22 protein-coding genes and 1 tRNA gene are annotated in these 25,226 nt (G+C 70.9%); 20 read left to right on the top strand and 3 right to left on the bottom strand.

Going from position 1 to position 25,226, the window contains the following annotated elements; translation table 11 throughout:
• The first annotated feature begins 5 nt into the window (after positions 1-5).
• The 6 genes from ACR3ZA_RS10675 to mfd all read left to right on the top strand — a co-directional run bounded on the left by ACR3ZA_RS10675 (position 6) and on the right by mfd (position 8,683).
• Positions 6-1,031: a zinc-binding dehydrogenase gene (locus ACR3ZA_RS10675; RefSeq protein WP_473661939.1), complete on the top strand. Its 1,026-nt coding sequence runs from the start codon at positions 6-8 to the stop codon at positions 1,029-1,031.
• 12 nt (positions 1,032-1,043) lie between these two features.
• Positions 1,044-2,591: an FGGY family carbohydrate kinase gene (locus ACR3ZA_RS10680; protein WP_473661940.1), complete on the top strand. Its 1,548-nt coding sequence runs from the start codon at positions 1,044-1,046 to the stop codon at positions 2,589-2,591.
• 30 nt (positions 2,592-2,621) lie between these two features.
• Positions 2,622-3,665 carry an NAD(P)-dependent oxidoreductase gene (locus ACR3ZA_RS10685; RefSeq protein ID WP_473661941.1) on the top strand — a complete coding sequence of 348 codons (1,044 nt, stop codon included), beginning with the start codon at positions 2,622-2,624 and terminating at the stop codon, positions 3,663-3,665.
• 193 nt (positions 3,666-3,858) lie between these two features.
• Complete coding sequence (locus ACR3ZA_RS10690) at positions 3,859-4,494, top strand: 50S ribosomal protein L25/general stress protein Ctc (RefSeq protein WP_473661942.1); 636 nt, start codon at positions 3,859-3,861, stop codon at positions 4,492-4,494.
• A gap of 24 nt (positions 4,495-4,518) precedes the next feature.
• Positions 4,519-5,091 (top strand): aminoacyl-tRNA hydrolase, encoded by a 573-nt coding sequence (gene pth / locus ACR3ZA_RS10695; RefSeq protein ID WP_473661943.1) that lies wholly within the window; start codon positions 4,519-4,521, stop codon positions 5,089-5,091.
• A 10-nt stretch (positions 5,092-5,101) separates the two neighbouring features.
• The gene (gene mfd / locus ACR3ZA_RS10700; protein WP_473661944.1) at positions 5,102-8,683 is read left to right on the top strand and encodes a transcription-repair coupling factor; all 3,582 of its coding nucleotides are present in this window, start codon (positions 5,102-5,104) and stop codon (positions 8,681-8,683) included.
• On the opposite strand, the gene ACR3ZA_RS10705 is transcribed toward mfd, so the two are convergent.
• Positions 8,634-9,443 (bottom strand): CPBP family glutamic-type intramembrane protease, encoded by an 810-nt coding sequence (locus ACR3ZA_RS10705; RefSeq protein ID WP_473661945.1) that lies wholly within the window; start codon positions 9,441-9,443, stop codon positions 8,634-8,636. The two genes, mfd and ACR3ZA_RS10705, sit on opposite strands and share 50 nt — an antisense overlap.
• 63 nt (positions 9,444-9,506) lie before the next feature.
• Here ACR3ZA_RS10705 and ACR3ZA_RS10710 point away from each other — a divergent pair, with 63 nt between their 5' ends.
• From ACR3ZA_RS10710 to ACR3ZA_RS10775, 14 genes are all read left to right on the top strand, one after another.
• The gene (locus ACR3ZA_RS10710) at positions 9,507-10,958 is read left to right on the top strand and encodes an MFS transporter (protein WP_473661946.1); all 1,452 of its coding nucleotides are present in this window, start codon (positions 9,507-9,509) and stop codon (positions 10,956-10,958) included.
• Positions 10,959-10,999: 41 nt separating this feature from the next.
• On the top strand, positions 11,000-11,602 hold the full coding sequence (locus ACR3ZA_RS10715; RefSeq protein ID WP_473661947.1) for a DapH/DapD/GlmU-related protein: 603 nt from the start codon (positions 11,000-11,002) through the stop codon (positions 11,600-11,602).
• Positions 11,599-12,255, top strand: a complete 657-nt coding sequence (mazG, locus tag ACR3ZA_RS10720) for a nucleoside triphosphate pyrophosphohydrolase (protein ID WP_473554459.1) — start codon at positions 11,599-11,601, stop codon at positions 12,253-12,255. The genes ACR3ZA_RS10715 and mazG overlap by 4 nt, the downstream gene beginning before the upstream one ends.
• A gap of 34 nt (positions 12,256-12,289) precedes the next feature.
• Positions 12,290-13,540 (top strand): ATP phosphoribosyltransferase regulatory subunit, encoded by a 1,251-nt coding sequence (locus ACR3ZA_RS10725; RefSeq protein ID WP_473662314.1) that lies wholly within the window; start codon positions 12,290-12,292, stop codon positions 13,538-13,540.
• Between the two features lie 59 nt (positions 13,541-13,599).
• Positions 13,600-15,306, top strand: a complete 1,707-nt coding sequence (locus ACR3ZA_RS10730; protein ID WP_473661948.1) for an MFS transporter — start codon at positions 13,600-13,602, stop codon at positions 15,304-15,306.
• 26 nt (positions 15,307-15,332) lie between these two features.
• Complete coding sequence (locus ACR3ZA_RS10735; protein ID WP_473661949.1) at positions 15,333-15,791, top strand: MarR family transcriptional regulator; 459 nt, start codon at positions 15,333-15,335, stop codon at positions 15,789-15,791.
• A gap of 88 nt (positions 15,792-15,879) precedes the next feature.
• On the top strand, positions 15,880-17,160 hold the full coding sequence (gene eno / locus ACR3ZA_RS10740) for a phosphopyruvate hydratase (RefSeq protein ID WP_473554468.1): 1,281 nt from the start codon (positions 15,880-15,882) through the stop codon (positions 17,158-17,160).
• Between the two features lie 18 nt (positions 17,161-17,178).
• Positions 17,179-17,709 (top strand): septum formation initiator family protein, encoded by a 531-nt coding sequence (locus ACR3ZA_RS10745; RefSeq protein WP_473661950.1) that lies wholly within the window; start codon positions 17,179-17,181, stop codon positions 17,707-17,709.
• The gene (locus ACR3ZA_RS10750; RefSeq protein ID WP_473661951.1) at positions 17,706-18,233 is read left to right on the top strand and encodes a DUF501 domain-containing protein; all 528 of its coding nucleotides are present in this window, start codon (positions 17,706-17,708) and stop codon (positions 18,231-18,233) included. Before ACR3ZA_RS10745 ends, ACR3ZA_RS10750 begins: the two co-directional genes overlap by 4 nt.
• Positions 18,234-18,237: 4 nt before the next feature.
• Entirely contained in the window at positions 18,238-19,485 is a 1,248-nt protein-coding gene (locus ACR3ZA_RS10755) for a S8 family serine peptidase (protein WP_473661952.1), read from the top strand.
• Positions 19,486-19,520: 35 nt separating this feature from the next.
• Positions 19,521-20,849, top strand: a complete 1,329-nt coding sequence (locus ACR3ZA_RS10760) for an FAD-dependent oxidoreductase (protein ID WP_473661953.1) — start codon at positions 19,521-19,523, stop codon at positions 20,847-20,849.
• Between the two features lie 313 nt (positions 20,850-21,162).
• Positions 21,163-21,236 (top strand) — tRNA-Leu (locus tag ACR3ZA_RS10765).
• A gap of 60 nt (positions 21,237-21,296) precedes the next feature.
• The gene (locus ACR3ZA_RS10770) at positions 21,297-21,863 is read left to right on the top strand and encodes a LemA family protein (protein WP_294180989.1); all 567 of its coding nucleotides are present in this window, start codon (positions 21,297-21,299) and stop codon (positions 21,861-21,863) included.
• A gap of 36 nt (positions 21,864-21,899) precedes the next feature.
• A complete protein-coding gene (locus tag ACR3ZA_RS10775; protein WP_473661954.1) occupies positions 21,900-22,784 on the top strand; it encodes a M48 family metalloprotease in 885 nt (294 codons plus the stop codon).
• Between the two features lie 12 nt (positions 22,785-22,796).
• On the opposite strand, the gene ACR3ZA_RS10780 is transcribed toward ACR3ZA_RS10775, so the two are convergent.
• Positions 22,797-23,903, bottom strand: a complete 1,107-nt coding sequence (locus tag ACR3ZA_RS10780; RefSeq protein WP_473661955.1) for a hypothetical protein — start codon at positions 23,901-23,903, stop codon at positions 22,797-22,799.
• 49 nt (positions 23,904-23,952) lie between these two features.
• Complete coding sequence (locus ACR3ZA_RS10785) at positions 23,953-25,152, bottom strand: DNA glycosylase AlkZ-like family protein (protein ID WP_473661956.1); 1,200 nt, start codon at positions 25,150-25,152, stop codon at positions 23,953-23,955.
• Between the last annotated feature and the right edge of the window lie 74 nt (positions 25,153-25,226).

Genomic DNA, 25,226 nt, shown 5'->3' on the forward strand with positions numbered 1-25,226 from the left:
ATGCCGTGAAGGCGCTCTACATCGACGGCAAGCTCGACCTCGTCGAACGCGAGGTTCCGCTGCCCGAGCCCGGCGAGGGCCAGGTGCGCATCCGCGTCCACTTCGTCGGCATCTGCGGCTCCGACCTGCACTACTACTTCGAGGGCGCGAACGGCGCCTTCGTCGTGAAGGAGCCGCTGGCCCCCGGGCACGAGCTCTCCGGTCGCGTCGATCTCGACCCCAGCGGCACCTTCACTCCCGGCACCCCGGTGACCGTGCACCCGGCGCGCTTCGGGCAGAGCGAGCCGGGCATCGAGGATGCGCCGAACCTCTGGCCGGGCGGCTCGTACCTGGGCAGCGCCTCCACGACGCCGCACACGCAGGGCGGCATGAGCGAATACCTGATCGTCGACGCTCGCATGGTGCGGGTTCTGCCCGAGGAGCTGTCGCTCGAGGCCGCCGCGCTCGCCGAACCGCTCGCCGTCTCGCTGCACGGCGTGACGCGCGCCGGCGACGTGACCGGCAAGCGCGTGCTCGTCTCCGGCGCCGGCCCGATCGGCCTGCTCGCGGTGGCCGCCGCCAAGAGCCGCGGCGCCGCCGAGGTCACCATCACCGACCTGCTGCCCGAGCCTCTGGCCCGCGGGCGGGCCGTGGGGGCCGACCGGACGATCCAGATCGGCACCGAAGACATCCCCGAGAACGCCTTCGACGTGGTGCTGGAGTGCTCCGGTGCCGCGCCCGCCATCTCGCAGGCATTCCGCTCGGCGCGCCGCCGCGGCATCGTCGTGCAGATCGGCATGGTTCCCGACGAGGGGCGCCCGATCAACCTCGCCCCGGCGATCTCGAAAGAGCTCACCATCCACGGCGTCTTCCGCTTCGTCGACGAGATCGACGAGGCGATCCGCATCCTGGCGGCCGAGCCCGCCGTGGCCTCGGTGGTCACCCAGGTGATTCCGGCGGAGTCGGCGGCGGAGGCCTTCGACATCGCGCGCGATTCGAGCGCGAGCGGCAAGGTGCTCGTCTCGACCTGGCTCGACGACCCCGCCGCCTGAGAGGATTCGGAGATGACCGGCGCAGCCGCCGTGCGCGATGTCGTGATCGGCCTCGACCTCGGCACCACGAGCACGAAGGCGGTCGCCTTCACCCCGGACGGCAGCCAGCTGGCCCAGGCCTCGCACGGCTACGAGCTGCAGACCCCGCACCCCGGCTATGCCGTGCAGGATCCCGAGCAGATCCTCGCCGCCGCCTACCGTGCGGTGGCGGACGTCGCCCGTGAGGTGGGCGCCGACCGTGTGCGCGGCATCTCGTTCTCGTCGGCGATGCACAGCCTGATGGGCCTCGGCCCGCTCTATGAGCCGATGACCCCGGTCATCACCTGGGGCGACACGCGCGCCGCGCCGCAGGCCGAGCGGCTGCGGGGCGGGGTGAGCGGTCTCGCGCTGCATCGCCGAACCGGCACCCCCATCCATCCGATGTCGCCGCTCACGAAGCTGATCTGGTTCCGTGAGATGGAGCCGAAGCTGCACGAGTCGGTGGCGTTCTGGGTGGGCATCAAGGACTGGGTGCTCGTGCACATGTGCGGCGCGCTGGTGATCGACCACTCGCTCGCCTCGGGAACCGGGCTGATGGACATCCACCAGCTCGCCTGGGATGCGGAGGCGCTGGCACTGGCCGGGGTGTCGCCCGAGCAGCTTCCCGAGCTGGTCCGCACGCGGGACGTGCTGCCCGGACTCACGGCCGAGGCGGCCGAGGCGATGGGGCTTCCCGAGACGCTCGAGGTGGTGGTCGGCGCCGGGGACGGGCCGCTCGCGAACCTCGGCGTCGGGGCGGTGCGCCCGGGCGTCGCCGCGTGCTCGATCGGCACGAGCGGCGCGCTGCGCGTCGGCGTCGACCGGCCCGCGGTCGACCCGCAGGGCGGCGTGTTCTGCTACGCCCTCACCGAGGACCGCTGGGTCGTCGGCGGCGCCATCAACAACGGGGGAGCGACGCTCGGCTGGGCTCGCGGCATCTTCGCCCCCGAACTCGGCGAGGGCAGCGAGGCGGAGCTGCTCGAGCTCGCCGCTCGCGCCCAGCCCGGCTCCGGCGGGCTCATCATGCTTCCCTATCTGCTGTCGGAGCGGGCCCCGCACTGGAGCGCGTTGCCCACCGGGGCCTACCTGGGGCTCACCCGCGGGCATCGGCGCGAGCACCTGCTGCGCGCCTCGGTCGAAGGCGTCTGCCTGCAGCTCGCGCTCGTGCTGCAGTCGATGCGCGCCGCGGGCCTCGACGTGACGCACGTGCGAGCCACCGGCGGCGTGACCCGCAATGACCTCTGGCGGGGCGTCCTGGCCGCGGCGCTCGGAATGACGGTCGACTTCGCCGAGGGCCAGGAGGGCTCGAGCTTCGGCGCGGCGCTGCTCGGCATGGAGGCTCTCGGGCTGATCGACTCGATCGACATCGTCGACGAGCTGATCCCCGTCGAGGACTCTGTTCGGCCGGAGCCGCGCGCGCTCGCCGTCTACAGCCAGCTGCTGCCGGTGTTCGCCGAGCTCTACACGCACCTGGTTCCGACGTTCCAGAGTCTGCGTCGCCTCGCCCCGAACCTGCCGCTCGACCTCCTCGACGAGGACTAGGCGCGCGCCGGATCGGTACCCTGGGAGCACATGGACACCTCAGCTCGCCTTCGCGTCGTGGTCGCGACTCCTCTGTTCCCCGCCGACGCCGCGATGATCGTCGAGCGCGAGCCGCGCATCGACCTCGTGCACGCGCCCGAACTGCTCGCCGAGCCGAGCGTCGACTGGATGACCTGGTCGAAGCGGACCCCGGAAGACCAGGCGCGCTTCGAGCAGCTCGTCGACACGGCGGATGCGCTCTACGGGGTGCCCGACCACTCCGGCAAGGCGCTCGCGCGCACCGTGGCCGCGAACCCGAAGCTCCGCTGGGTGCACACGATCCCCGCGGGCGGCGGCCAGCAGGTGAAGGCCGCGAACCTCTCCGCGGAGGCGCTGGAGCGCATCGCGTTCTCCACCTCGGCCGGGGTGCATGCGGTCCCGCTCGCCGAGTTCGCGATCTTCGGCGTGCTCGCCGGGGCGAAGCAGCTGCCCTGGCTGCAGGCCACCCAGCGCCGTCATGAGTGGGCGCCGCGTCGAGCGCTCGGCCGCGCCGCCGACTCGACCGTCGCCGTCGTCGGCCTCGGCTCGATCGGCCGCCACACCGCCGAGAAGCTCGCGCAGCTCGGCTTCCGCGTGGTCGGGGTGCATCGCCGCCAGGTCGAGGCGCCCGGCGTCAGCGAGATCTTCCCGGTGGAGGAGCTCGCGCGCGTCGCGGGCGAGGTCGACGCGATCGTGCTGGCGCTGCCCGGCACGGCCGAGACCGAGAAGATGCTGAGCCGCGAGGTGCTCGCCGCCGCCAAGCCCGGCATCACGATCGTGAACGTGGGGCGCGGAACGACCGTTGACGAGCCGGCGCTCGTCGAGGCGCTCACCGACGGTCGGGTCGGTCTCGCGGTGCTCGACGTGACCTACGTCGAACCGCTGCCCGCCGACAGCCCGCTGTGGGAGCTGCCGAACGCGATCATCGCGCCGCACACCGCCGCGATCAGCACCGACGAGCCGCGCCTGATCGCGGAGCTGTTCGTCGAGAACGCGCGCCGCTTCCTCGACGGCGAGCCGCTCATCAACCGCGTCAACACGCGCGAGTTCTACTGAGTCGCACCCCGCAGCTCCCAGCTTCCGCCAGATCGCGCGTGAGGTAGAGTGTGCAGGTACTTCGGCGAGGGATGCGCACGCATCCGTAATCGACGCGGTGGGCTGGCCCCGGGAGTTGATCCCGTGTCGTCCTCACGCAGTCTGCGTTCGAGTTGACCAACACACGGGCCCTGGGCCCATTCAGGAGAGAACAATGTCTGACGACAACAACCTCGTTGCCGAGGTTCGCACCGAGTTCGGCAAGGGAGCGGCCCGCCGCATCCGTGCCGGGCACAAGATCCCCGCCGTGCTCTACGGCCACGGCACCGAGCCGCAGCACCTCACGCTGCCGGGCCACGAGACCGCGCTGATCCTGCGCAAGTCGAACGCGCTGCTCACGCTCGACATCGCCGGCACGCCCGCGCTCGCGCTCGTCAAGGATGTGCAGAAGGACCCGGTGCGCCAGATCATCGAGCACATCGACCTCATCGTCGTCCGCAAGGGCGAGAAGGTCACCGTCGACGTCTACGTGCACGTCGAGGGCGAGCCCGCCGTCGGCACGATCGTCGCGCTCGACGCCAACACGCTGTCGCTCGAGGTCGAGGCGACCCACATCCCCGAGAGCATCACGGTCTCGGTCGAGGGTCTCGAGGCCGGATCGCAGATCCACGCCTCCGACCTCACCCTGCCGGCCGGCGCGGCCCTGGTCAGCGACCCCGAGACGCTCGTCGTGAACATCACCGTGCCGGCGGTCGCCGACCTCGGTGAGACCGACGAGGCCGAGGGCGAGGACGCCGCTGAGGGCGACGCCGAGGGCGACGACGCCGAAGCCGCGGCCGACGCCGAGTAGTTCGGAGAGATCATCTCCGCCGATGTGTGGCTCGTAGTCGGGCTCGGGAACCCCGGGCCCGACTACGCCGCGCATCGCCACAACGTCGGCCAGATGGCGCTCGACGTGCTCGCGGAGCGCATCGGCGCGAGCTTCCGGCTGCACAAGGCGCGCGCGGTCGTCGCCGAAGGCAGGATTGCTCCGGGAGCCGCGAAGGTCATCCTCGCCAAACCGGCCAGCTTCATGAACCTCTCCGGCGGGCCCGTCGCGGCGCTGCTGAAGTTCTACTCGCTCGACGCCTCCCGTCTCGTCGTGCTGCACGATGAGCTCGACCTGCCGTTCGACACGGTCCGGCTGAAGCAGGGGGGCGGCCACGGCGGCCACAACGGCCTGCGCGACATCAGCGCCGCCGTCGGCCCCGACTACGCGCGCGTGCGCATCGGCATCGGGCGCCCGCCCGGCCGGCAGGACGCCGCCGATTTCGTGCTGAAGCCGTTCTCCTCCACCGAACGGGGCGCGCTGCCGAATCTGCTCGGCGACGCCGCCGACGCGACAGAGGACGTCGTGACCCGGGGGCTGCTCGACGCGCAGCAGAAGTGGCACGCCCCGCGCGCGTAGACTGCTCCGAATGGGCCTGAAACGGATTCTCCCGGCGCTCGCGCGCGCCCACAGCGTCGAAACCGCTCTGGAAGAGGCCCGGCACGACACCGACTTCGCGGTCGTCGAGGGCGTGCGGATTCCGCTGCTCGCCGAGCTGCTCGAACAGCGCGACGGACCGAGCGCGCTGCTCGTCATCACGGCGACCAGTCGCGAATCCGAGAGCGTGCAGGCCGCCCTCTCCAGCTATCTCCCCGAGGCGCACGTGCTCGGGTTTCCCGCCTGGGAGACGCTGCCGCACGAGCGCCTGAGTCCGAGCGCCGAGACGGTCGGCGCCCGCATCCGCACGCTGCGGCGGCTGCGCACCTGGAGCACCGAGCGCGACGCCCACCTGATCGTGGTCGCGAGCGTGCGCGCGGCGCTGCAGCCGATCGCGCCCGGGCTGGCGGAGGTGGCTCCGTTGGAGCTGCGCACTCGCGGCCGCGGCTACGTGCTCGACGAGATCGCCACCCGGCTCGTCGAGCTCGCCTACACCCGCGTCGACCTGGTGACCCGGCGCGGCGAGTTCGCGCTGCGCGGCGGCATCCTCGACGTGTTCCCGCCGGACGCCGAGCACCCGGTGCGCGCCGACTTCTTCGGTGACGAGCTCGAACAGCTGCGCGCCTTCTCGGTCGCCGACCAGCGCTCGCTGCCCGGCGATCTCGCCGGCGTCGAACTGCCGCCGAGCCGCGAGATGCTGTTGACCGAACCGGTGCGCCAGCGTGCCCGCGAGATGCAGTCCGAGTTCCCGACGCTGCAGCAGATGCTCGCCAAGATCGCCGAAGGCATCCCGGTGGAGGGCATGGAGTCGCTCGCCCCCGCCCTGCTGGAGCGGCTCGAGCCGCTGACCGCCGCCTTCCCGACGGATGCGGCCGTCGCCCTGATGTCGCCCGAGCGCATCGCGAACCGGGCTGTGAGCCTCGTCGAGACGAACCGCGAGTTCCTGTCGGCGGCCTGGAACGCGGCCACCGCGGGAGCGACCGCCCCGATCGACCTGGATGCGGGCGACTTCCTCACCGTCGCCGACCTGCGCGAGGCGGCGCGCCCGCGCACCTGGTGGACGTTCTCGCCCTTCGGTCTCGGCGCGGCCGACACCGACGACGACCTGGTGCGCATCGACGCGGATGCCGCCCCGACCTTCGCGGGCAAGTACGGCGGCGCCGTCGACCACGTCGCCGAGCGTCTCGGCGCCGGCTGGTCGGTCGTGATCGCGGCGCAGGGGCCGGGGCTGCTGGAGCGCGCGGCCCAGGTGCTCGGCGAGCAGGGCCTTGCCGCCCGCCCCGTCGACGAACTGCCGGACGCCCTCGACGCCGGGGTCGCCTACCTGGTGCAGGGCGCGGTCGAGGCCGGCTTCGAGTCGCCCGAGCTGCGCCTGGCGCTGCTGAGCGAGGCGGAGTTCTTCGGCCGCTCGGTCGGCGTCGACTCGCGCCAGGTGAAGAAGCTCGCCAGCCGGCGCAAGAACGTCGTCGACCCGCTGCAGCTGAAGGCCGGCGACGTCGTCGTGCATGCCACGCACGGCATCGGCCGGTTCGTCGAGCTGGTGCAGCGCGAGGTCGCGAGCGGCGAGCGACAGGCCCGCGGCCCGCTCGGCTCGAAGGCCGCGAAGGTGATGCGCGAGTACCTGGTGATCGAGTACGCGCCCTCGAAGCGCGGCATGCCGGGCGACCGACTGTTCGTGCCGACCGACCAGCTCGATCAGCTAAGCCGCTACGTCGGCGGCGAGTCGCCGACGCTCAGCAAGATGGGCGGCTCCGACTGGTCGGCCGCGAAGGGGCGCGCCCGCAAGGCGGTGCGCGACATCGCCGTCGAGCTGGTCAAGCTCTACAGCGCGCGGATGGCGTCGAAGGGGCACGCCTTCGGTCCGGACACCCCGTGGCAACGCGAGCTGGAGGAGGCGTTCCCGTTCGCCGAGACCCCCGACCAGCTGCAGACCATCGATGAGGTGAAGGCCGACATGGAGCGGCCGATCCCGATGGATCGCCTCATCTCGGGCGACGTCGGCTACGGCAAGACCGAGATCGCCGTGCGCGCCGCGTTCAAGGCGGTGCAGGACGGCAAGCAGGTCGCGATGCTGGTGCCGACGACGCTGCTGGTGCGTCAGCACATGGAGACCTTCGCCGAGCGCTTCGCCGGGTTCCCCGTGCACCTGCGCGCGCTCAGCCGCTTCCAGACCGAGAAGGAGTCGAAGGAGACGATCGACGGGCTCGCCCGCGGCGAGATCGACGTCGTCATCGGCACCCACCGCATCCTCAGCGAGTCGGTGAAGTTCAAGGATCTGGGGCTCGTCATCATCGACGAGGAGCAGCGCTTCGGGGTGGAGCACAAGGACGCGCTGAAGAAGCTTCGGACCAACGTCGACATCCTGGCGATGAGCGCGACGCCGATTCCGCGCACGCTTGAGATGGCGGTCACCGGCATCCGCGAGATGTCGACGCTGGCGACGCCGCCGGAGGATCGCCACCCGATCCTCAGCTATGTCGGGGCCTACAACGACCAGCAGGTGACCGCCGCGATCCGGCGCGAGCTGCTGCGCGAAGGCCAGGTGTTCTACGTGCACAACCGGGTCTCGAGCATCCAGAGCGTCGCCTCGCACATCGCCGAGCTGGTGCCGGAGGCGCGCGTCGCCGTCGCCCATGGGCAGATGAGCGAGAGCGCGCTCGAGCAGGTCATCGTCGACTTCTGGGAGCGCCGGGCCGACGTGCTGGTGACGACGACGATCATCGAGACCGGCATCGACATCGCGAACGCGAACACGCTCATCATCGACCGGGCCGACAAGTACGGCCTCAGCCAGCTGCACCAGATCCGCGGACGCGTGGGTCGCGGTCGCGAGCGCGCCTACGCCTACTTCCTCTACGACGCCGACAAGCCGCTCGGCGAGACCGCGCAGGACCGCCTCGAGACGATCGCGGCGAACAACGAGCTCGGCGGCGGCATGCAGATCGCGCTCAAGGACCTTGAGATCCGCGGCGCCGGCAACCTGCTCGGCGGCGAGCAGTCCGGTCATATCGCGGGGGTCGGCTTCGATCTCTATCTGCGCATGATCGGCGAGGCGGTGAGCGCGTTCCGCGGCGACGTCGCCGAAGGCCAGACGGAGCTGCGCCTGGAGCTTCCCGTCGACGCGCATGTGCCCGAGGAGTACATCGAGTCGGAGCGCCTCCGCCTCGAGGCCTACCAGAAGCTCTCCACGGCGACCTCGCCCTCCTCGCCGGACGACGCCCTCGACTCGGTGGTCGAGGAGCTCACCGATCGCTACGGCGAACCGCCCGAGCCGGTGCGCCACCTGGTGGCGGTCTCGCGGCTGCGTCGCCTGGCGCAGAAGGCGCTGCTCGGCGACGTCGTGGCGATGGGCGGCAACCTGCGGCTCGCGCCGGTGGAGCTTCCCGACTCGCGCACCGTGCGACTCCAGCGCCTCTACCCCGGGGCCCGCATCTTCGCGCAGGCCAAGGCGCTCAGCGTGCCGCTGCCGAAGGAGCTGGCGGATGCCGAGCTGATCGCCTGGGTGACGCAGCTGATCGAGGCGATCATTCCGATGCCGGAGCAGGCGGAGGCTCCGGCGACGTCGGCGGGGTGACCGGGGCGGGCGTCGGCCGCGGCTTCCAGGCCGAGCCGAGCACGACCGGGATCAGCACCAGCGAGCGCAGGTCGATCAGCGCATGCACCAGGATCGGCAGCGCGATCGAGCCGCTGACGAGGTAGAGCAGCGCGAAGCCGACGCCGAGCGCGCTCGCGGCGGCGATGCCGCTCGGGCCCTGGTAGAGGTGCAGCAGCCCGAACAGGACGGAGCTCACGGCGAACGCGAGCAGCGCATCGTCGGTGATGCCGAACAGCAGGGCGGGCAGTGCGAGCCGGAAGAGCAGCTCCTCGAAGATGCCGGCGCTCAGCGCGAGACCGAGACCGTAGGGCAGCTCGCCGCGTGTGCGGGGGAGCAGCGCCCGGATGTTGCCGACGGCGGGGATCTCCTCGATCGGGGTTCGGCGCAGCAGCACCACGGGAAGAACGAGGCCCAGCGCCGCACCGACGGCGAGACCGATCGCGACCCCGGAGCCGACCCCGCTGCCGAACCAGTCCCGCAGCTCGCCGATGCCGGGAAGCTCCTGCGCCTCCTGCAGCGCGGCCGCGACCCACGCTGAGCTTGCGAACAGCGTCACCGCGCTGAGTCCACCCATGACGACGAGCGACTCGATCAGCCACCGACGGTAGACCTTCTGCCGAGCGACGGTGCTGCGCAGGCGCCGGAACCGCGCGAACTCATTGCGCTCGCGGGTGACCGCGCGGCCGATCAGCAGCGCGACGATCAGCGCGAACAGGGCGATCAGCGGCGCGGAGTCCATCGGCCCATTCTCCGCCACCCAGCGAGGCGGTGCCGTCGTGGTCCAGGAGGAGAGATTGTGTCAATGAATGTGGGTCTGAGGTCGGAGCGCGGGCCCATTCTGCTCGCCATCATGGTGGCGACGGCCGTGGTCGCGATCGACACCACGGTGCTCTCGACGGCGGTGCCGACGATCGTCGCCGACATCGGCGGCTTCAGCTCCTTCCCGTGGCTGTTCTCGATCTATCTGCTCGCGCAGGCCGTCACCGTCCCCGTCTACTCCAAGCTCGCCGACACCATCGGTCGCAAGCCGGTCGTGCTCGTCGGCATCGCCCTCTTCCTCGTCGGCTCGGTCCTCTGCGGGGTGGCCTGGGACATGACCTCGCTGATCGTGTTTCGCGCCGTTCAGGGCCTCGGCGCCGGCGCGATCCTCCCGATCACGATCACCATCGTGGGCGACATCTACACGCTGGAGGAGCGCGCCAAGGTGCAGGGCTACATCGCCAGCGTGTGGGCGGTCGCCGCGGTGCTCGGCCCGACGCTCGGCGGCGTCTTCGCCCAGTTGGATGCCTGGCGCGGCATCTTCTGGATCAACATCCCGCTGTGCCTCGTCGCCGGCTGGCTGCTGATCAAGAACTACCTCGAGAAGCGCGAGGCACAGCGGCACCGGGTCGACTACGCGGGTGCGACGGTGCTGACGCTCGCGCTGGTGCTGCTGCTGCTCGGCGTGCTCGAAGGGGGCAACGCCTGGGCGTGGGACTCGCCGATCAGCATCGCCGTGCTGCTGACCGGCTCCGTGCTGCTCGTCGCCTTCGTCGCGATCGAGCGCCGAGCCGCCGAGCCGGTGCTCTCGCTGCCGCTGCTCGGTCGGCGCATCGTCTGGTCCACCTCGATCATGGGGCTCGCGATCGGCGCGGTCACGATCGGACTGACCGCCTTCATCCCCACCTATCTGGAGGGCACCATCGGCGTTGCACCGATCGTCGCCGGGCTGGCGCTGGCGACCCTCACGATCGGCTGGCCGATCGCGGCCTCGCTCGCGGGGCGCGCCTACCTGCGCTGGGGGTTCCGTCGCACGGCGATCGGAGGCGGTGTGCTCGTGCTCGTGTCGACCGTCGGTCTTGCGGTCGCCGTGGTGGCCTGGCCGCCGTCGCCCTGGGTGGTGGCCGTGTTCTGTCTGTTCGTCGGTCTCGGCATGGGCTTCACCGCGCTGCCGAGCCTCGTGGCGGTGCAATCCAGCGCGCCGTGGCACGAGCGCGGCGTGGTCACCGGGACCAACCTGTTCGCCCGCACCATCGGCCAGGCCGTCGGCGCGGCGGTGCTCGGCGCGATCGCCAACGCGGTGGTGACCAGCCGCGGGGGAGACGAGACGGACCCGGCCACGGTGCTCGAGGCATCCGGTGCGGTCTTCGTCGGGGTCGCGGTGATGGGCGTGGCGCTCGCCGCGCTGACCTGGGCGATGCCGCGCGACCGTGCCGGAGTCGCCCCGGCCGAGCCGGAGCCGACCGAGACCGGTCCGATCGCCACGGTCGGCTGATTCGCCGCGAGCCTCGCGCACGTGCGGAGTAAGTTCGAGGCATGCGCTACGAGCACGCGGGGCATGCCCCTCGCATCGATCCCACCGCCGTCGTGTCGCCGAGCGCCGTCATCAGCGGCGACGTCACGATCGGCCCGGACTGCCAGATCCTGCACGGCGCCGTCATCTCGGCCGAGGGCGGACCGATCCGCATCGGGGCGCACGTGATCGTGATGGAGAACGCCGTGCTGCGCGCCGCCGCGAGCGACCCGCTCACGATCGGCGATCACTGCCTGGTCGGCCCGCAGGCGTCGATCTCGGGGGCGACGATCGGCGACGAGGTGTTCATCGCGACCGGGGTCCGCGTCTTCAACGGGGCGGTCATCGGCGACCGCAGCGAGATCCGCATCAACGGCGTCGTCCACCTGCGCACCGAGCTGCCACCCGAGTCGGTAGTGCCGATCGCCTGGATCGCGGTCGGCTCTCCGCCGCGCATCCTCTCGCCGGATCGCCACGACGAGATCTGGGAGGTGCAGCAGGCGCTCGACTTCCCCGGCTACGTGTTCGGTCTCGACCGCGACACCCCCGACCTGATGGTGCAGCTCACCGAGCGCTACGCCCGGCATCTCGCGGCGCATGCCGACGACCGCGAGGTGGAGGCGTGACGGGGCCGAACCCGAAGCTCGACGAGCTGATCGCGACGGCGGCACGGCTGCGTGCGCCGGGCGGCTGCGCCTGGGACCGCGAGCAGACCCACGAGAGCCTCGTGCAGTACCTCGTCGAGGAGAGCTACGAGCTGATCGAGGCCATCGAGTCGGGCTCGCGCGAGGAGCTGATCGAGGAGCTCGGCGACGTGCTCTACCAGGTGCTCTTCCACGCCGACATCGAGGCCGAGGCCGGCAGCTTCACGCTCGAGGACGTCGCCGAGCACATGACGGCGAAGATGGTGTCGCGCCACCCGCACGTCTTCGGCGATGTCGTCGCCGACTCGGCCGATGCGGTCGTGGCGAACTGGGATGCGATCAAGGCGGTCGAGAAGGCGCACCGCACGAGCGTGCTCGACGGCATTCCCGAGGCGATGCCCGCGCTGGCGCTCGCCGACAAGGTGCTCGGCCGGGCGGCCAAGGTCGGAGTCGAGCGCGCGGCCGCACCGATTCCGGCGACGGAGGAGGAGCTCGGCGAGCAGCTGCTCGCCATGGTCGCCGCGGCCCGCGAGCAGGGGCTCGACGCCGAGCGCGCCCTGCGCGGCGCCCTGCGCTCGCTGCGTGACGACGTGCGCTCGGTGGAGACCGGCGGCACGCCCGACCTGGAAGAATGACCGGGTGGCAAGCTCCGTCAATCCTCCCCGCGGCATGCGGGACTTCCTTCCCGCCGACAAGGCGCAGCGCGAACGCGTGCTCGCCGTCATCCGTGAGCGGTACCGGCACCACGGCTTCGATGAGATCGAGACCCCGGTCGTCGAAGACAGCTCGCGCCTGAACGCCGGGCTCGGCGGAGACAACGAGAAGCTCGCCTTCGGGGTGCTCAAGCGCGGCCTCACCGTCGAGGAGCTCCACGTCGCCGAGTCGACGCTCGACCTCGTCGACCTCGGCCTGCGCTTCGATCTCACGGTTCCGCTCGCGCGCTTCTACGCCTCCCACCGTGCCGAGCTGCCGAGCGTCTTCCGGTCGATCCAGATCGCCCCGGTCTGGCGGGCCGAGCGCCCGCAGAAGGGGCGCTACCGCCAGTTCGTGCAGTGCGACATCGACATCATCGGCGAGCCCACGATCCGCGCCGAGGCCGAGCTGCTGCTGGCGACTCTCGACACCCTGGACGCGCTGGGACTTGAGGGCGGCACGATCCGCGTCAACGACCGGCGCCTGCTGATCGGCATGCTCACGAGCTTCGGCTTTCCCGAGGCCACCCACGAGTCGGTGCTGATCACGATCGACAAGCTCGACAAGCTCGGGCCCGACGGTGTCATCGCCGAGCTGCGCGGGCGCGACGTCGCCGGTCACGCGGTCGACGCCTTCGAGGTGTTCCTGCGTCGCCCGCACGACCCCGACGCGGGACCGTTCGGTGCGCCCGCGATCGCCGCGGCGCTGCCGGAGGGCGCCGACGCCTCCGTGATCGCGCAGCTGGCGGAGCTGGGGGAGGCCGTGGCGGCGGCGCGCGGGGAGGCCTCTGCGCTCGAGTTCGACCCGTTCCTGGTGCGCGGCATGGGCTACTACACGGGCCCGATCTTCGAGCTGGCGCACCCGAGCGTCGCCTACTCGCTCGGTGGCGGAGGTCGCTACGACGGGATGATCGGCCGGTTCCTCGGCAGCGATGTCCCGGCGACCGGCTTCTCGCTCGGCTTTGAGCGCCTGGTCGACCTGGTGAGCCTGAGCGATCAGGCCGAGGCGGATGCGATCGCGCTCGTGCACGACGCCGATGTTCCGCTCGACCGGCTGCTGTCGCTCAAGAGCGGGATGCTCGAGCAGGCGGGGCGCGTGCGGCTGGTCCAACGGACCAAGAACGTGAAGGTGCTGCTCGACGCGCTCGAGGCGGACGGTTTCACCCACTTCGCCTTCGTGTCGGCCGCGACGTCGATCGATGAGCTGGAGCTGCGCCCGCTGGGATAGTTGACTTTTGTCAACTCCGGCGTATGGTTGACCGTTGTCAACCAATGCCAGGAGTCTTTGTGAGTTCATCCCCGCGCGAAAGCGTGCCCGCCGCCATGTCACGTCGTGAGGTCCTCGAGGCCATCTCCGGCCTTCTCGCCGGCATGCTGGTCGCGATCCTCTCCACCACGGTCGTCTCCACCTCGCTGCCGGTCATCGTCACCGACCTCGGCGGCGACCAGGCGACCTTCACCTGGATCATCACCGCGACCCTGCTCGCCACCACCGTGAGCACGCCGATCTGGGGCAAGCTCGCCGACATGCTCGACCGCAAGCTGCTCGTGCAGCTCGCGCTCGCGATCTTCGTGGTGGCCTCGGTCGCCTCCGGCTTCGCGCAGGACCCGGGAACGCTGATCGCCTTCCGCGCCGTGCAGGGCATCGGCGCCGGCGGCCTGATGGCCCTGGTCCAGGTGATCTTCTCCGACATCGTCAGCCCCCGTGAGCGCGGACGCTACATGGGCATCCTCGGCGGCATCATGGCGCTCGGCATCGCCGGCGGCCCGCTGCTCGGCGGCGTCATCACCGACACGATCGGCTGGCGCTGGAACTTCTACGTCGCCGTTCCGATCGCGATCGTCGCCATCGTGCTCATCCAGCGCACCCTCCACCTGCCCAAGCACTCGCGCCGGGTCAAGATCGACCTCCTCGGTGCCGCGCTGATCGCGGGCGGCGTCTCGCTGCTGCTGATCTGGGTGACGCTCGGCGGCAGCCAGTTCGAGTGGAACTCGCTGACCTCCTGGCTGATGCTCGGCGGTGCGATTGTGCTCCTCGCGCTCGCCGTGCTCGTCGAGCTCAAGGTCGAGGAGCCGATCATTCCGCTCTCGCTGTTCCAGAACCGCACCTTCACGCTCACCACGATGGCGAGCCTCGCCGTCGGCGTCGGCATGTTCGGCACCTCCGTGTTCCTCAGCCAGTACCTGCAGCTCTCGCGCGGCATGACGCCGACCGAGTCGGGCATCTTCACGCTGCCGCAGGTCGCGGGCATGCTCGTCGCCTCCACCGTGGCCGGTGCCGTCATCAGCCGCACCGGCGCCTGGAAGCGCTGGATGGTGACCGGCGCGACGCTGCTCACCGTCGGGCTCGCGCTCATGTCGACGCTGCGCTACGACACCCCGTTCGGTCTGATGTTCCTCTACATGGCGGTGCTCGGCCTCGGGGTCGGCATGCTCATGCAGAACCTCGTCCTGGTGGTGCAGAACACGGTGGATGTGAGCGAGATCGGCGCCGCCAGCGCCGGCGTCGCGTTCTTCCGCACCCTCGGCGGCGCCGCCGGTGTGGCCGCGCTCGGCGCGGCGCTCGCCGCCCGCGTGCGCACCGAGGTCGAGTCGGGGCTCGTCGCCCTCGGCATCTCGGTCGACGACGCCTCCGCGGTCGGCTCCGGGTCGATTCCCGACCTGACCACGCTGCCCGAGCCGGTGCGCCTCGTCATCGAGCAGGCCTACGGGCTCGCGATCGGCGAGATCTTCCTCATCGCGGTGCCGCTCGGCGTGCTCACGATCGTGCTCGTCGCGCTGCTTCCCAACATCGCGCTCGGCACGAAGAACGGCATCCAGCAGCGCGCCGAGAAGGACTCGGCCGTCGAGGCCGCGACCCGAGACGAGATCCTTGCCGACACGCCCGCCGAGCTCCTCATCGAGGTGGCGACCGATGTCGGCGGCGGCGCGCCCGTGCTCGACGACGCCGAGCGCGGCCCGCAGGGCGACGACCGCGGCACGGCGCGGGACTGATCCGGGAAGACGGCACAATGGTGGCCATGACCAGCGGGGGAGCCGACGACGCGGCGCGCGAACGCGCCACGAGCGAGATCGAGGGCGCCGTCTCCGACCTGTTCCGCACCGTCAAGGGCTGGAACCGCGAACTCGCCCGACAGTTCGACCCGCCGCTCTCCCTCGTCGCGTTCGGCCTGCTGCGGTACGTGCGCCACCACGGCCCGGTGCGTGCGGGTGACCTCGCGGCCGCCTTCGACCTCGACAAGGCGTTCGTCAGCCGCAGCGTCAGCCAGCTCCGCGAGGCGGGACTGCTCGAGCAGACGCCCGACCCCGGGGACGGTCGGGCGACCCTGCTCGTGGCGACCCACGGCGCCTTCGAGCAGTTCGATCGCGTCCGCGCCGACGTGCGCCGCAACTACGAGAGCCTCCTCGACGACTGGGAGATCGACGAGCTCACGCGCTTCGCCGAGATGCTCACCCGGTTCCAGCGCGCCCTGCCCTGACCCGCCGTTCCGGCGAGGCGGCTAGGATTCCAGTCGGGCCAGCCCCCGAAATCGCTGGCACCCCCATCCACCACGCAAGGAGAACCCCGTGTCTGCAATCGAGGCCGTCGGCGCCCGTGAAATTCTCGACTCCCGAGGCAACCCGACCGTCGAGGTCGAGGTTCTCCTCGAAGACGGCACCGTCTCGCGTGCCGCCGTCCCCTCCGGCGCCTCCACCGGCGCGTTCGAGGCTTACGAGCTGCGCGACGGCGACAAGGACCGCTACCTCGGCAAGGGCGTGCAGAAGGCCGTCGACGCCGTGCTCGACGTGCTCGGCCCGGCCATCGAAGGATTCGACGCCGCCGACCAGCGCCTGGTCGACGCGGAGCTGATCGCCGCCGACGGCACCGAGAACAAGTCGAAGCTCGGCGCCAACGCCATCCTCGGCGTCTCGCTCGCCGTCGCCAAGGCCGCCGCCGACTCCTCCGACCTGCCGCTGTTCCGCTACCTCGGCGGACCGAACGCCCACACCCTGCCGGTGCCGCTGCTCAACGTCATCAACGGCGGCTCGCACGCCGACACCAACGTCGACATCCAGGAGTTCTTCCTCGTGCCGCTCGGCGCCGAGACCTTCTCCGAGTCGCTGCGCTGGGGCGTCGAGACCTACCACGGCCTCAAGGGCCTGCTGAAGGCCAAGGGCCTCGCGACCGGCCTCGGCGACGAGGGCGGCTTCGCCCCCGAGCTCGCCAGCAACCGCGCCGCGCTCGACTTCCTCATGGAGGCCATCGAGAAGGCCGGCTTCACCCCCGGCAAGGACATCGCCGTCGGCCTCGACGTCGCCTCGACCGAGTTCTTCCACGACGGCGCGTACCAGTTCGAGGGCACCGCGCGCAGCGCCGCCGAGATGACCGCGTACTTCGCCGACCTGGTCGCGAACTACCCGCTCATCACCATCGAGGACCCGCTCGCGGAGGACGACTGGCAGGGCTACGTCGACTTCACCGCCGAGCTCGGCGACAAGGTTCAGATCGTCGGCGACGACCTGTTCGTCACCAACCCGACGCGCCTCGCCGACGGCATCTCGAAGAAGGCCGCCAACTCGATCCTCGTGAAGGTGAACCAGATCGGCACCCTGACCGAGACGCTGGATGCGGTCACCATGGCGCAGCGCGCCGGCTTCACCGCGATCATCTCGCACCGCTCGGGCGAGACCGAGGACACCACGATCGCCGACCTCGCGGTGGCGACCGACGCCGGCCAGATCAAGACCGGCGCCCCGGCCCGCTCCGACCGTGTCGCCAAGTACAACCAGCTGCTGCGCATCGAGGAGGAGCTCGGCGAGGCTGCCACCTTCGCCGGACGCGGCGCCTTCCCGCGCGCCCAGGCGTAGCCCGCCTACCCTGGGGTCATGACCAGGTCGACGCGTGCTCCTCGGGGCCAGCGCATTCCCGTTGCGCTCCCCGAGGAGTCGCGCTCGACGGCATGGCTTCGCGAGTTCCGTCCGTCGGGTTTCGCCCTCGGCGTCCTGGCGCTGATCGTCGGCGCGCTCGTCGTGCTGGCGCCGAGCCTCAAGAACTTCGTGGAGCAGCGCCAGGAGATCGCCCGACTCGAGGAGGCGGTGCGTGAGGCGCAGGCCGACGTCGATGAGCTGGAGGCCGAGATCGCGCGCTGGGACGACCCGGCGTACATCGAGGCGCAGGCGCGCGACCGGCTGTACTACGTGTTCCCGGGCGACCGCAGCTACCTCGTCGTCGGCGACGACGGTCTCCTGGAATCCCGTGACGACCTGCCGATCAGCGACCAGATCCAGACGACCCGGGTCGACTGGCTGCGATCGCTGCTCGGCTCGGTGTACGAGGCGGGGCTCACCGAGCTCTCGCCCAGCGAATTGGACGAGTCGGGGCAACTCGACAGTCCCCGATTGAGGAGCGACGGATGACCCGTCCGCCATTCGAGGCACCCACCTCCGCCGAGGTCGACACGGTGACCGCACAGCTCGGGCGACCGGCGCGCGGTGTCATCGGGATCGCGGCGCGCTGCGTGTGCGGCAACCCCACCGTCGTCGCCACCCAGCCGCGGCTCGACGACGGGACGCCGTTCCCGACGCTGTACTACCTGACGCACCCCGCGGCGACCGCCGCGATCTCGACGCTCGAGGCGACCGGCGTCATGGCGGAGCTGTCGGCCGAGCTCGACGCCGACGCTGACCTCGCGGCCGCCTACGCCGCTGCGCACGAGTCCTACCTGGCCGACCGCGAGAGCATCCTCGTCGTCGATGAGGTCGCCGGGTTCTCGGCGGGCGGCATGCCGACCCGGGTGAAGTGCCTGCACGCCCTCGCCGGGCACTCCCTCGCGGCGGGGCCCGGCGTCAACCCGATCGGCGATCGGGCGCTCGCGCGGGCGACCTGGAGCCCCGAGCGCTGCGAGTGCGACGAGCCGGGTCGCGCTCTCGCGGCCGCGTAGACCCATGCGCCGCGCCGCGGTCGTGCTCGCGGGGCTTCTCCTCGCGCTCGCGCCCGGCTCGGCCTCCGCGGCACTGGCCGATGCGTCGGCCCCGCAGGCGGCAGGAGCCGCCGCCGACGGGGTGCGCGACGCGCAGTACTGGCTTGACGACCTCGGCATCCGCACCGCGTGGCAGACCACCCGCGGCGCCGGCCAGACGATCGCGGTCATCGACACCGGAATCGCCCGCGGCGTCGCCGAACTCGACGCGGCTGTCACCGGCGGGGCCGACTTCTCGGGCTCCGGGTCGAGCGACGGGCGCACCCCCGTCGGCGAGAGCTCCGAGCACGGCACCCTCGTCGCCTCGCTCGCCGCCGGTCGCGGAACGGGCGCGTCGAGCGGCGTGATCGGGGCGGCGCCCGAGGCCGACCTGCTGTCCATCTCGATCTCGTTCGGCAGCGCGTCCGACGACCAGATCGCCGAGGCCGTCGTCTGGGCGGTCGACAAGGGCGCGACGGTCATCAACATGTCACTCACCCGCAACACCCTCGACTGGCCCGCCTCGTGGGATGACGCGTTCCTCTACGCCGCCGACCACGATGTGGTCATCGTGGTGGCCGCGGGAAACCGCGGCAGCGGCACCGAGCGGGTCGGCGCCCCCGCCACCATTCCGGGGGTGCTCACCGTGGCCGGCGTCACCCGGGCGGGAGTGGCGAGCATCGATGCGAGTGCGCAGGGCATCACGCTCGGCGTCGCCGCGCCGAGCGAGTCGCTCGTCGGGGTCACTCCCACGGGCGGTTACGTGTCGTGGCAGGGCACCAGCGGGGCGACCCCGATCGTCGCCGGAATCGTCGCGCTGGTGCGGGCGGCGCATCCCGAGCTCGACGCCGCGAACGTGATCCAGCGGGTGCTCGCCACGGCGCGGGACGCGGGTCCCGCCGGGCCGGACGTGAGCTACGGCTACGGGATCGTGGATGCGGCCGCCGCGGTCAGCGCCGACGTCGCGGCGGTGGAGGCGAATCCGCTCGGTGACCTGCGCGAATGGATCGGGTTGCACCGCCACGTCGAGACGGCGACCGTCTTCCCGGGCGACCGCGCTGCCGCGCCGCCCGCGGCACCCGTCGCCGACCAGGCCGTTCCCGTTGCGCTGTCGCCCGCGTGGTGGCAGCTGACGCTGCTGCCGTGGCTGGCGACCGGCATCCTCGTGTACATCGCCGTCGGGTTCACGTGGGGGATGGCCCTGCATTTCAGGCGGGCCCGCGCAAGCGACTAGATTGGGACCGACTTTTCCAACAAGGAGACCCCCCAGTGCGCAAGATTCTCATCGTCGGTGGCGGCTACGCCGGCCTGTACACCGCGAAGAAGCTCGAGAAGTACCTCGCCCGTGGCGAGGCCGAGGTCACGATGGTTGACCCGCTTCCCTACATGACCTACCAGCCGTTCCTCCCCGAGGTCGCGGCCGGGTCGATCGAGCCGCGGCACGCGATCGTCGGCCACCGTCGTCACCTGAAGAAGACGCGGATCATCACCGCCAAGGTCACCGGCATCGACCACGCCGCCAAGACGGCCACGATCACGCCCGAGGTCGGCGAGCCGTGGACCGAGAGCTACGACACGATCGTCGTGACCGCGGGCGCCGTCTCGCGCACCTTCCCGATCCCGGGTGTCGCCGACGAGGCGATCGGCCTCAAGACGATCGAAGAGGCGACCGCGATCCGCGACCGCGTCACCGACAACTTCGCCAAGGCGGCCAACCTGCCCGCCGGCCCCGAGCGCGACCGACTGCTCACCTTCGTGGTGGTCGGCGGCGGCTTCGCCGGCATCGAGGTCTTCGGCGAGCTGCGCAGCTTCGCGAGTTCGCTCATCGGCCAGTACCCGCAGCTGAGCACCGATGACGTGCACTTCCACCTGATCGAGGCGATGGGCCGCATCATGCCCGAGGTGTCGCTCAAGACCAGCCAGTGGGTCATCAAGAACCTCGCGCAGCGCGACGCCGAGATCCACCTCGACACGCAGCTCGCGAGCGCCGTCGACGGCAAGATCGAGCTCTCGACCGGCGAGACCTTCGAGTCCGACCTCATCGTCTGGACCGCGGGCGTCATGGCCAGCCCGATGCTGCGCGGCACCGACCTGCCGCTCGAGCCGCGCGGCCGAGTGACCGTGAAGGCCGACCTCCGCGTCGTGGACGCCGAGGGCGAGATCGTCGCCGACGCCTGGGGCTGCGGTGACGCGGCCGCCGTGCCGGACATCTCCGGCGGCAGCCCCCTGCCCGACGGCTCGTGCGTGCCCAACGCGCAGCACGCGGTGCGCCAGGCCAAGCTGCTCGCCAAGAACCTCGTGGCCGATATCCGCGGCGAGAACCCGCGCGAGTACTTCCACAAGAATCTCGGTGCCGTCGCCGGTCTCGGCCTCTACATCGGCGTGTTCCAGAAGGGCGGCCTCGCGTTCAAGGGCTTCTTCGCCTGGCTGATGCACCGCGGCTACCACGGCTTCGCGATGCCGATGTGGGAGCGCAAGGCCCGCGTCTTCGGCAACTGGATCATCAACTTCCTGTGGCGCCGCGACCTCGTCGGCATCCCCGCGCGCGAGACGCCGCGCGAGGCCTTCGAGACCTTCGCCTCGCGCCCCAAGGCGTAGTCGACGACCTCACCGGCCGGCGCTCCGCGCCCGGCCCCACGATGCCCCGCCCGGTCTCCGGGCGGGGCATCGTCCGTCTCTCCCCTCCGCACCCCCCTCCGCATCCGCCCCTCCGGCCCACCCGCATCCTCCCCACCATCGACGAAATGCAGGAGATCCGGGCGCGGACGCGCATCCCTGCCCCGGAGTGGCGGGCAGTCATCCTCGTTCTTCCTGCATTTCGTCACGGGGCGGCGGGGCGGAGGGAGGCCGAGGCGCGGCAGAGGACGAGGAGGCGGGTCCGCGCGGGCCGTCGCGGTAACGTGAGCGGAGCGCTCCCGTAGCCCAATCGGCAGAGGCAGCCGACTTAAAATCGGCCGAGTCTGGGTTCGAGTCCCAGCGGGAGCACGGTTCGCGCGCACGGTCATTCCATAGGAAACCGCAAGTATCGCCCCCTATATTTGAGCCATGGAACTTCTCCTCGTGGTTGGTGTCATCGTCCTGCTCGCGGTCATCGTGGGCATCTACCTCTGGTCGACCTACAACGGCCTCGTGCGCCTCAATGTGCGCGTCGACGAGGCGTGGAGCGACATCACGGTGCAGCTCAAGCGCCGCGCCGACCTGATCCCGAACCTCATCGAGGCGGTCAAGGGCTACGCCGCGCACGAGAAGCAGGTCTTCGAGAACGTGACGAAGGCGCGGTCGGAGACGGTCAACGCCTCCACGCCGGCCGAGGCGGGCGTTGCGGAGAACCACTTCCAGTCGGCGCTGAAGAGCCTGTTCGCGGTGGCGGAGGCGTACCCGCAGCTGCAGGCCAACCAGAACTTCCTGCAGCTGCAGGGCGAGCTGGTCGACACCGAGGACAAGATCCAGGCCTCGCGCCGGTTCTACAACGGCGGCGTGCGCGAGCTCAACACCAAGATCAAGATCTTCCCCAACACGCTCTTCGTGCGGGGTCTCGGATTCACCGAGCGCGACTTCTTCGAGGTCGACGAGCCCTCGGCGATCGCCGAGCCGCCGCGCGTCCAGTTCTGACCCCGTTCGTGCGACTGAGTTCTTCGGGAGTGACGCGTGTATAGCGCGATTGCGCGCAATAAGCGCAACACCGTTTTCATCATCCTGATGTTCATCCTGATCATCGGAGCGCTCGCGACGATCGCGGCCTGGATGACCGAGGACTGGTCGATCGCGATCATCGCGGTGTCGATCGCGATCGTCTACGCGATCTTCCAGTACTACATGGCGACGCGGGAGACGCTCGCGATGGCGGGCGCCCAGCAGATCGAGAAGCGCGACAACCCGCGGCTGTACCGGATCGTCGAGAACCTGGCGATCACCGAGGGCATGCCGATGCCGAAGGTGTACATCATCAACGACCCGGCGCCGAACGCCTTCGCCACCGGCCGCGACCCGGAGCACGCCGTCGTCGCCGCCACGACGGGGCTGCTCGACATCATGACCGACTCGGAGCTCGAGGGCGTCATGGCGCACGAGATGGGGCACGTCAAGAACTACGACATCCGCGTCTCACTGATCGTCTTCGGACTCGTCATCGCCATCGGCCTGATCGCCGACATCCTGCTGCGCATGGTCTTCTTCGGCGGCCGCGGCCGGAACAACAACAACGGCGGCGGCATCATCCTGATCGTCGTCGGGCTCGCCGCGGCGATCCTCGCCCCGCTGGTGGCAGCGGCGGTGCAGGCGGCGGTCTCGCGTCAGCGCGAGTACCTGGCGGATGCGACGGGCGCGCTCACCACGCGCCACCCGGAGGCGCTCGCGAGCGCCCTGCTCAAGCTGCAGGAGTACGGCCGCCCGGTGCGGAAGACCAACACGAGCATGTCGCACCTGTGGATCAGCGACCCGAACAAGCCCGGCTTCTTCGCCAAGATGTTCGCCACGCACCCGCCCATCCCGGACCGGGTCGCGCGCCTGCGCAACAACGCGACGAAGTTCTAGCTCCCCGGGCGATCAGGTGAGGCTGATCGCGGCGACCAGGGCGCGCAGCGCGGCCTCGCGGTCGATCGACGGGTCTCCGCTGTACTCGGTGACCGCATACACCGTCACCTGGACCCAGTTGCCCTCGACGAGGACGTGCGCGTAGCAGTCCTCGTCGGCCGGACAGATGAGAGCGGCCGCATCCCAGCTCGCTCCGGCGAAGCCGAGGTCCTCCGGCGAGGCGAAGTCCGCGTCGACCAGCTGGCGCGCGAGCCATTCGCCCTGATTGAGCCAGGAGAGCGCTCCGAGCGCGGTCGCGGTGGTGTGCCAGTCGCAGCGCTCCAGGTCGCCGGCGAGCGACTGCGCCGACGCGAACTGGCTCCACCCGCCGCCGTAGCTGTCCGCGAGGAAGTCGCTTTCGGCGACGCCGAACGCGACCGCGGCCGCGCTCTGCGGGATGATGTTCTCGCACCGGGGTCCGATCGCGCTCCATCCAGGCTGCGCGGTCGCCGGGGCGGGAGCTCCGAACCCGTCGACGGAATCCCGCACCGAGGTGAGCAGCGCGGTCACCGCGGACGGGATCGTCGTGCCGCTGGTCGCGCTCGCGCGCACCGCATCCACGTTCACCCAGTAATCGCCGATCAGCAGGTCGGCGGTGCAGACGATGTCGTAGCAGGACACCACCTCGGTCGTGTCCGGCCCTGAGCCGTACAGCTGCGAGTAGCGGGTCCAATTGTCGCCCGGCTCGGCGAGGATCTTGATCGCGACTCCCACGTAGGCGGGGTCGGCCCCGACGACGGAGCTGTTGGATTCGCCGTTCGACCACTCGCACACCATGCCGCCGAGTGCCGCGATGCTCGCATCGCGCGGGATGCTCGGGATGGCGGCGTACTGCGTCTCGAGCAGGTCTCGCTCGACCACGTCGGCGCCGACAGCCGCCGTGATGGCGGCGCTCGGCGCGAGGTCGGCGCAGCCGTCGCCGAAGCGGACCTCGGGTGCCGTGAGGCCGGGCTCCGCGGTCGGCTCAGGACTCGCGCTCGGCAGTGCCGGGCTCGCCGTCGGAGTCGGTTCCGGCGGTGCGCAGCTGGCGAGGGCGACGATGGTGAGGGCGGACAGCGCGATGGCGGGAAGCTTCCTCATGGCGGGAAGCTAACACGACAGACGAGTGCGGTCCAGGGTATTGCTCATATTATTCCGAGGTGCCCAGCGCCCCAGCGAGATCGCGGGCGAGGTCGCCGCGATCCGCCACCGTGATCGACTCGAGACCCTGCCAGGCGGCCATCGCGCGCACCTCGGTGGCGATCCGCTGCTCGACGCCAGCGGGCGCGTGCGGCTCCCGCCAGGCCGACTGCACGCGCAGCACGCGGGCCTGCCGGTCGTTCTTCAGGTCGACGCGGCCGACGAGGCGATCGTCGACCAGCACCGGCAGCGTGTAGTACCCGTAGACGCGCTTCGGCGCCGGCGTGTAGATCTCGATCCGGTAGTGGAAGTCGAACAGCCGCAGCGCCCGATCGCGTTCCCAGACCACGGGATCGAAGGGGGAGAGCAGCGCGGTCGCCTCGATGCGGCGCGGGATGCGCGCCTCCGCGTGCAGGAACGCCGGCTGCGCCCAGCCCTCGACCGAGACCCGGCGCACGACGCCCGCGTCCTCGAGTTCGCGCAGCGCCCGCGTCGTGTCGGCGACGGAGAGCCGGTAGTAGTCGCCGAGGTCTTTGACGGTGCCGATGCCGTGGGCGCGTGCGGCGCGCGCGACGAGCTCGCGCTGCGCGTCCTCGCGGGAGACCTCGGTCTCGAGCACGTCGGCGGGCAGCACCTGCTCGGGCAGCGCGTAGACGCGCTCGAAGCCGCGGCGACCCGCCGTGGCGACGTCCCCGAAGAGAAACAGGTGCTCGAGCGCCTCCTTCACATCGCTCCAGCCCCACCACGGGCCCCGGCGAACGTTCGCGTCGTGCTCCATCTCGCTCGCGGCCATCGGGCCGTTCGCGGCGAGCTCGGCCCGCACCCACGCCAGCATGTCGCCGTGGGTGCTCGCCCAGCCGTCCGGATTGCGGGCGGCCCGGGCGCGCCAGTCGTCCATCCGCCAGCGCCACAGTGACCAGTCGGCGCGCGGCACGAACGTCGCCACATGAGCCCAGTACTCGAGATACCGTGCCTTCGGCCGAAGCGTCAGCCGGTCGAGCAGCTCCTTGTCGTAGCCGCCGAGCCGCGCGAAGACGGGCAGGTAGTGGCTGCGCTCGAGCACGTTGACGGAGTCGATCTGCAGGATGCCGAGGCGATCCAGCAGCAGGTTCAGCTGGCGGGTGCCGACCGTCGCCGGCTTCGGGGCTCCGAATCCCTGCGCGGCCAGGGCCACGCGGCGAGCCGCGGCGAGGGAGAGGGAGTCCGGCACACCTCGACCCTAGTGAGCGCGGCCGACACCGTCGGTGTGCTTTCGGCTCCGTTCGCGCCGAGCGCGCGTCCTAG

It is taken from the genome of Herbiconiux sp. J20-20, assembly GCF_057365085.1.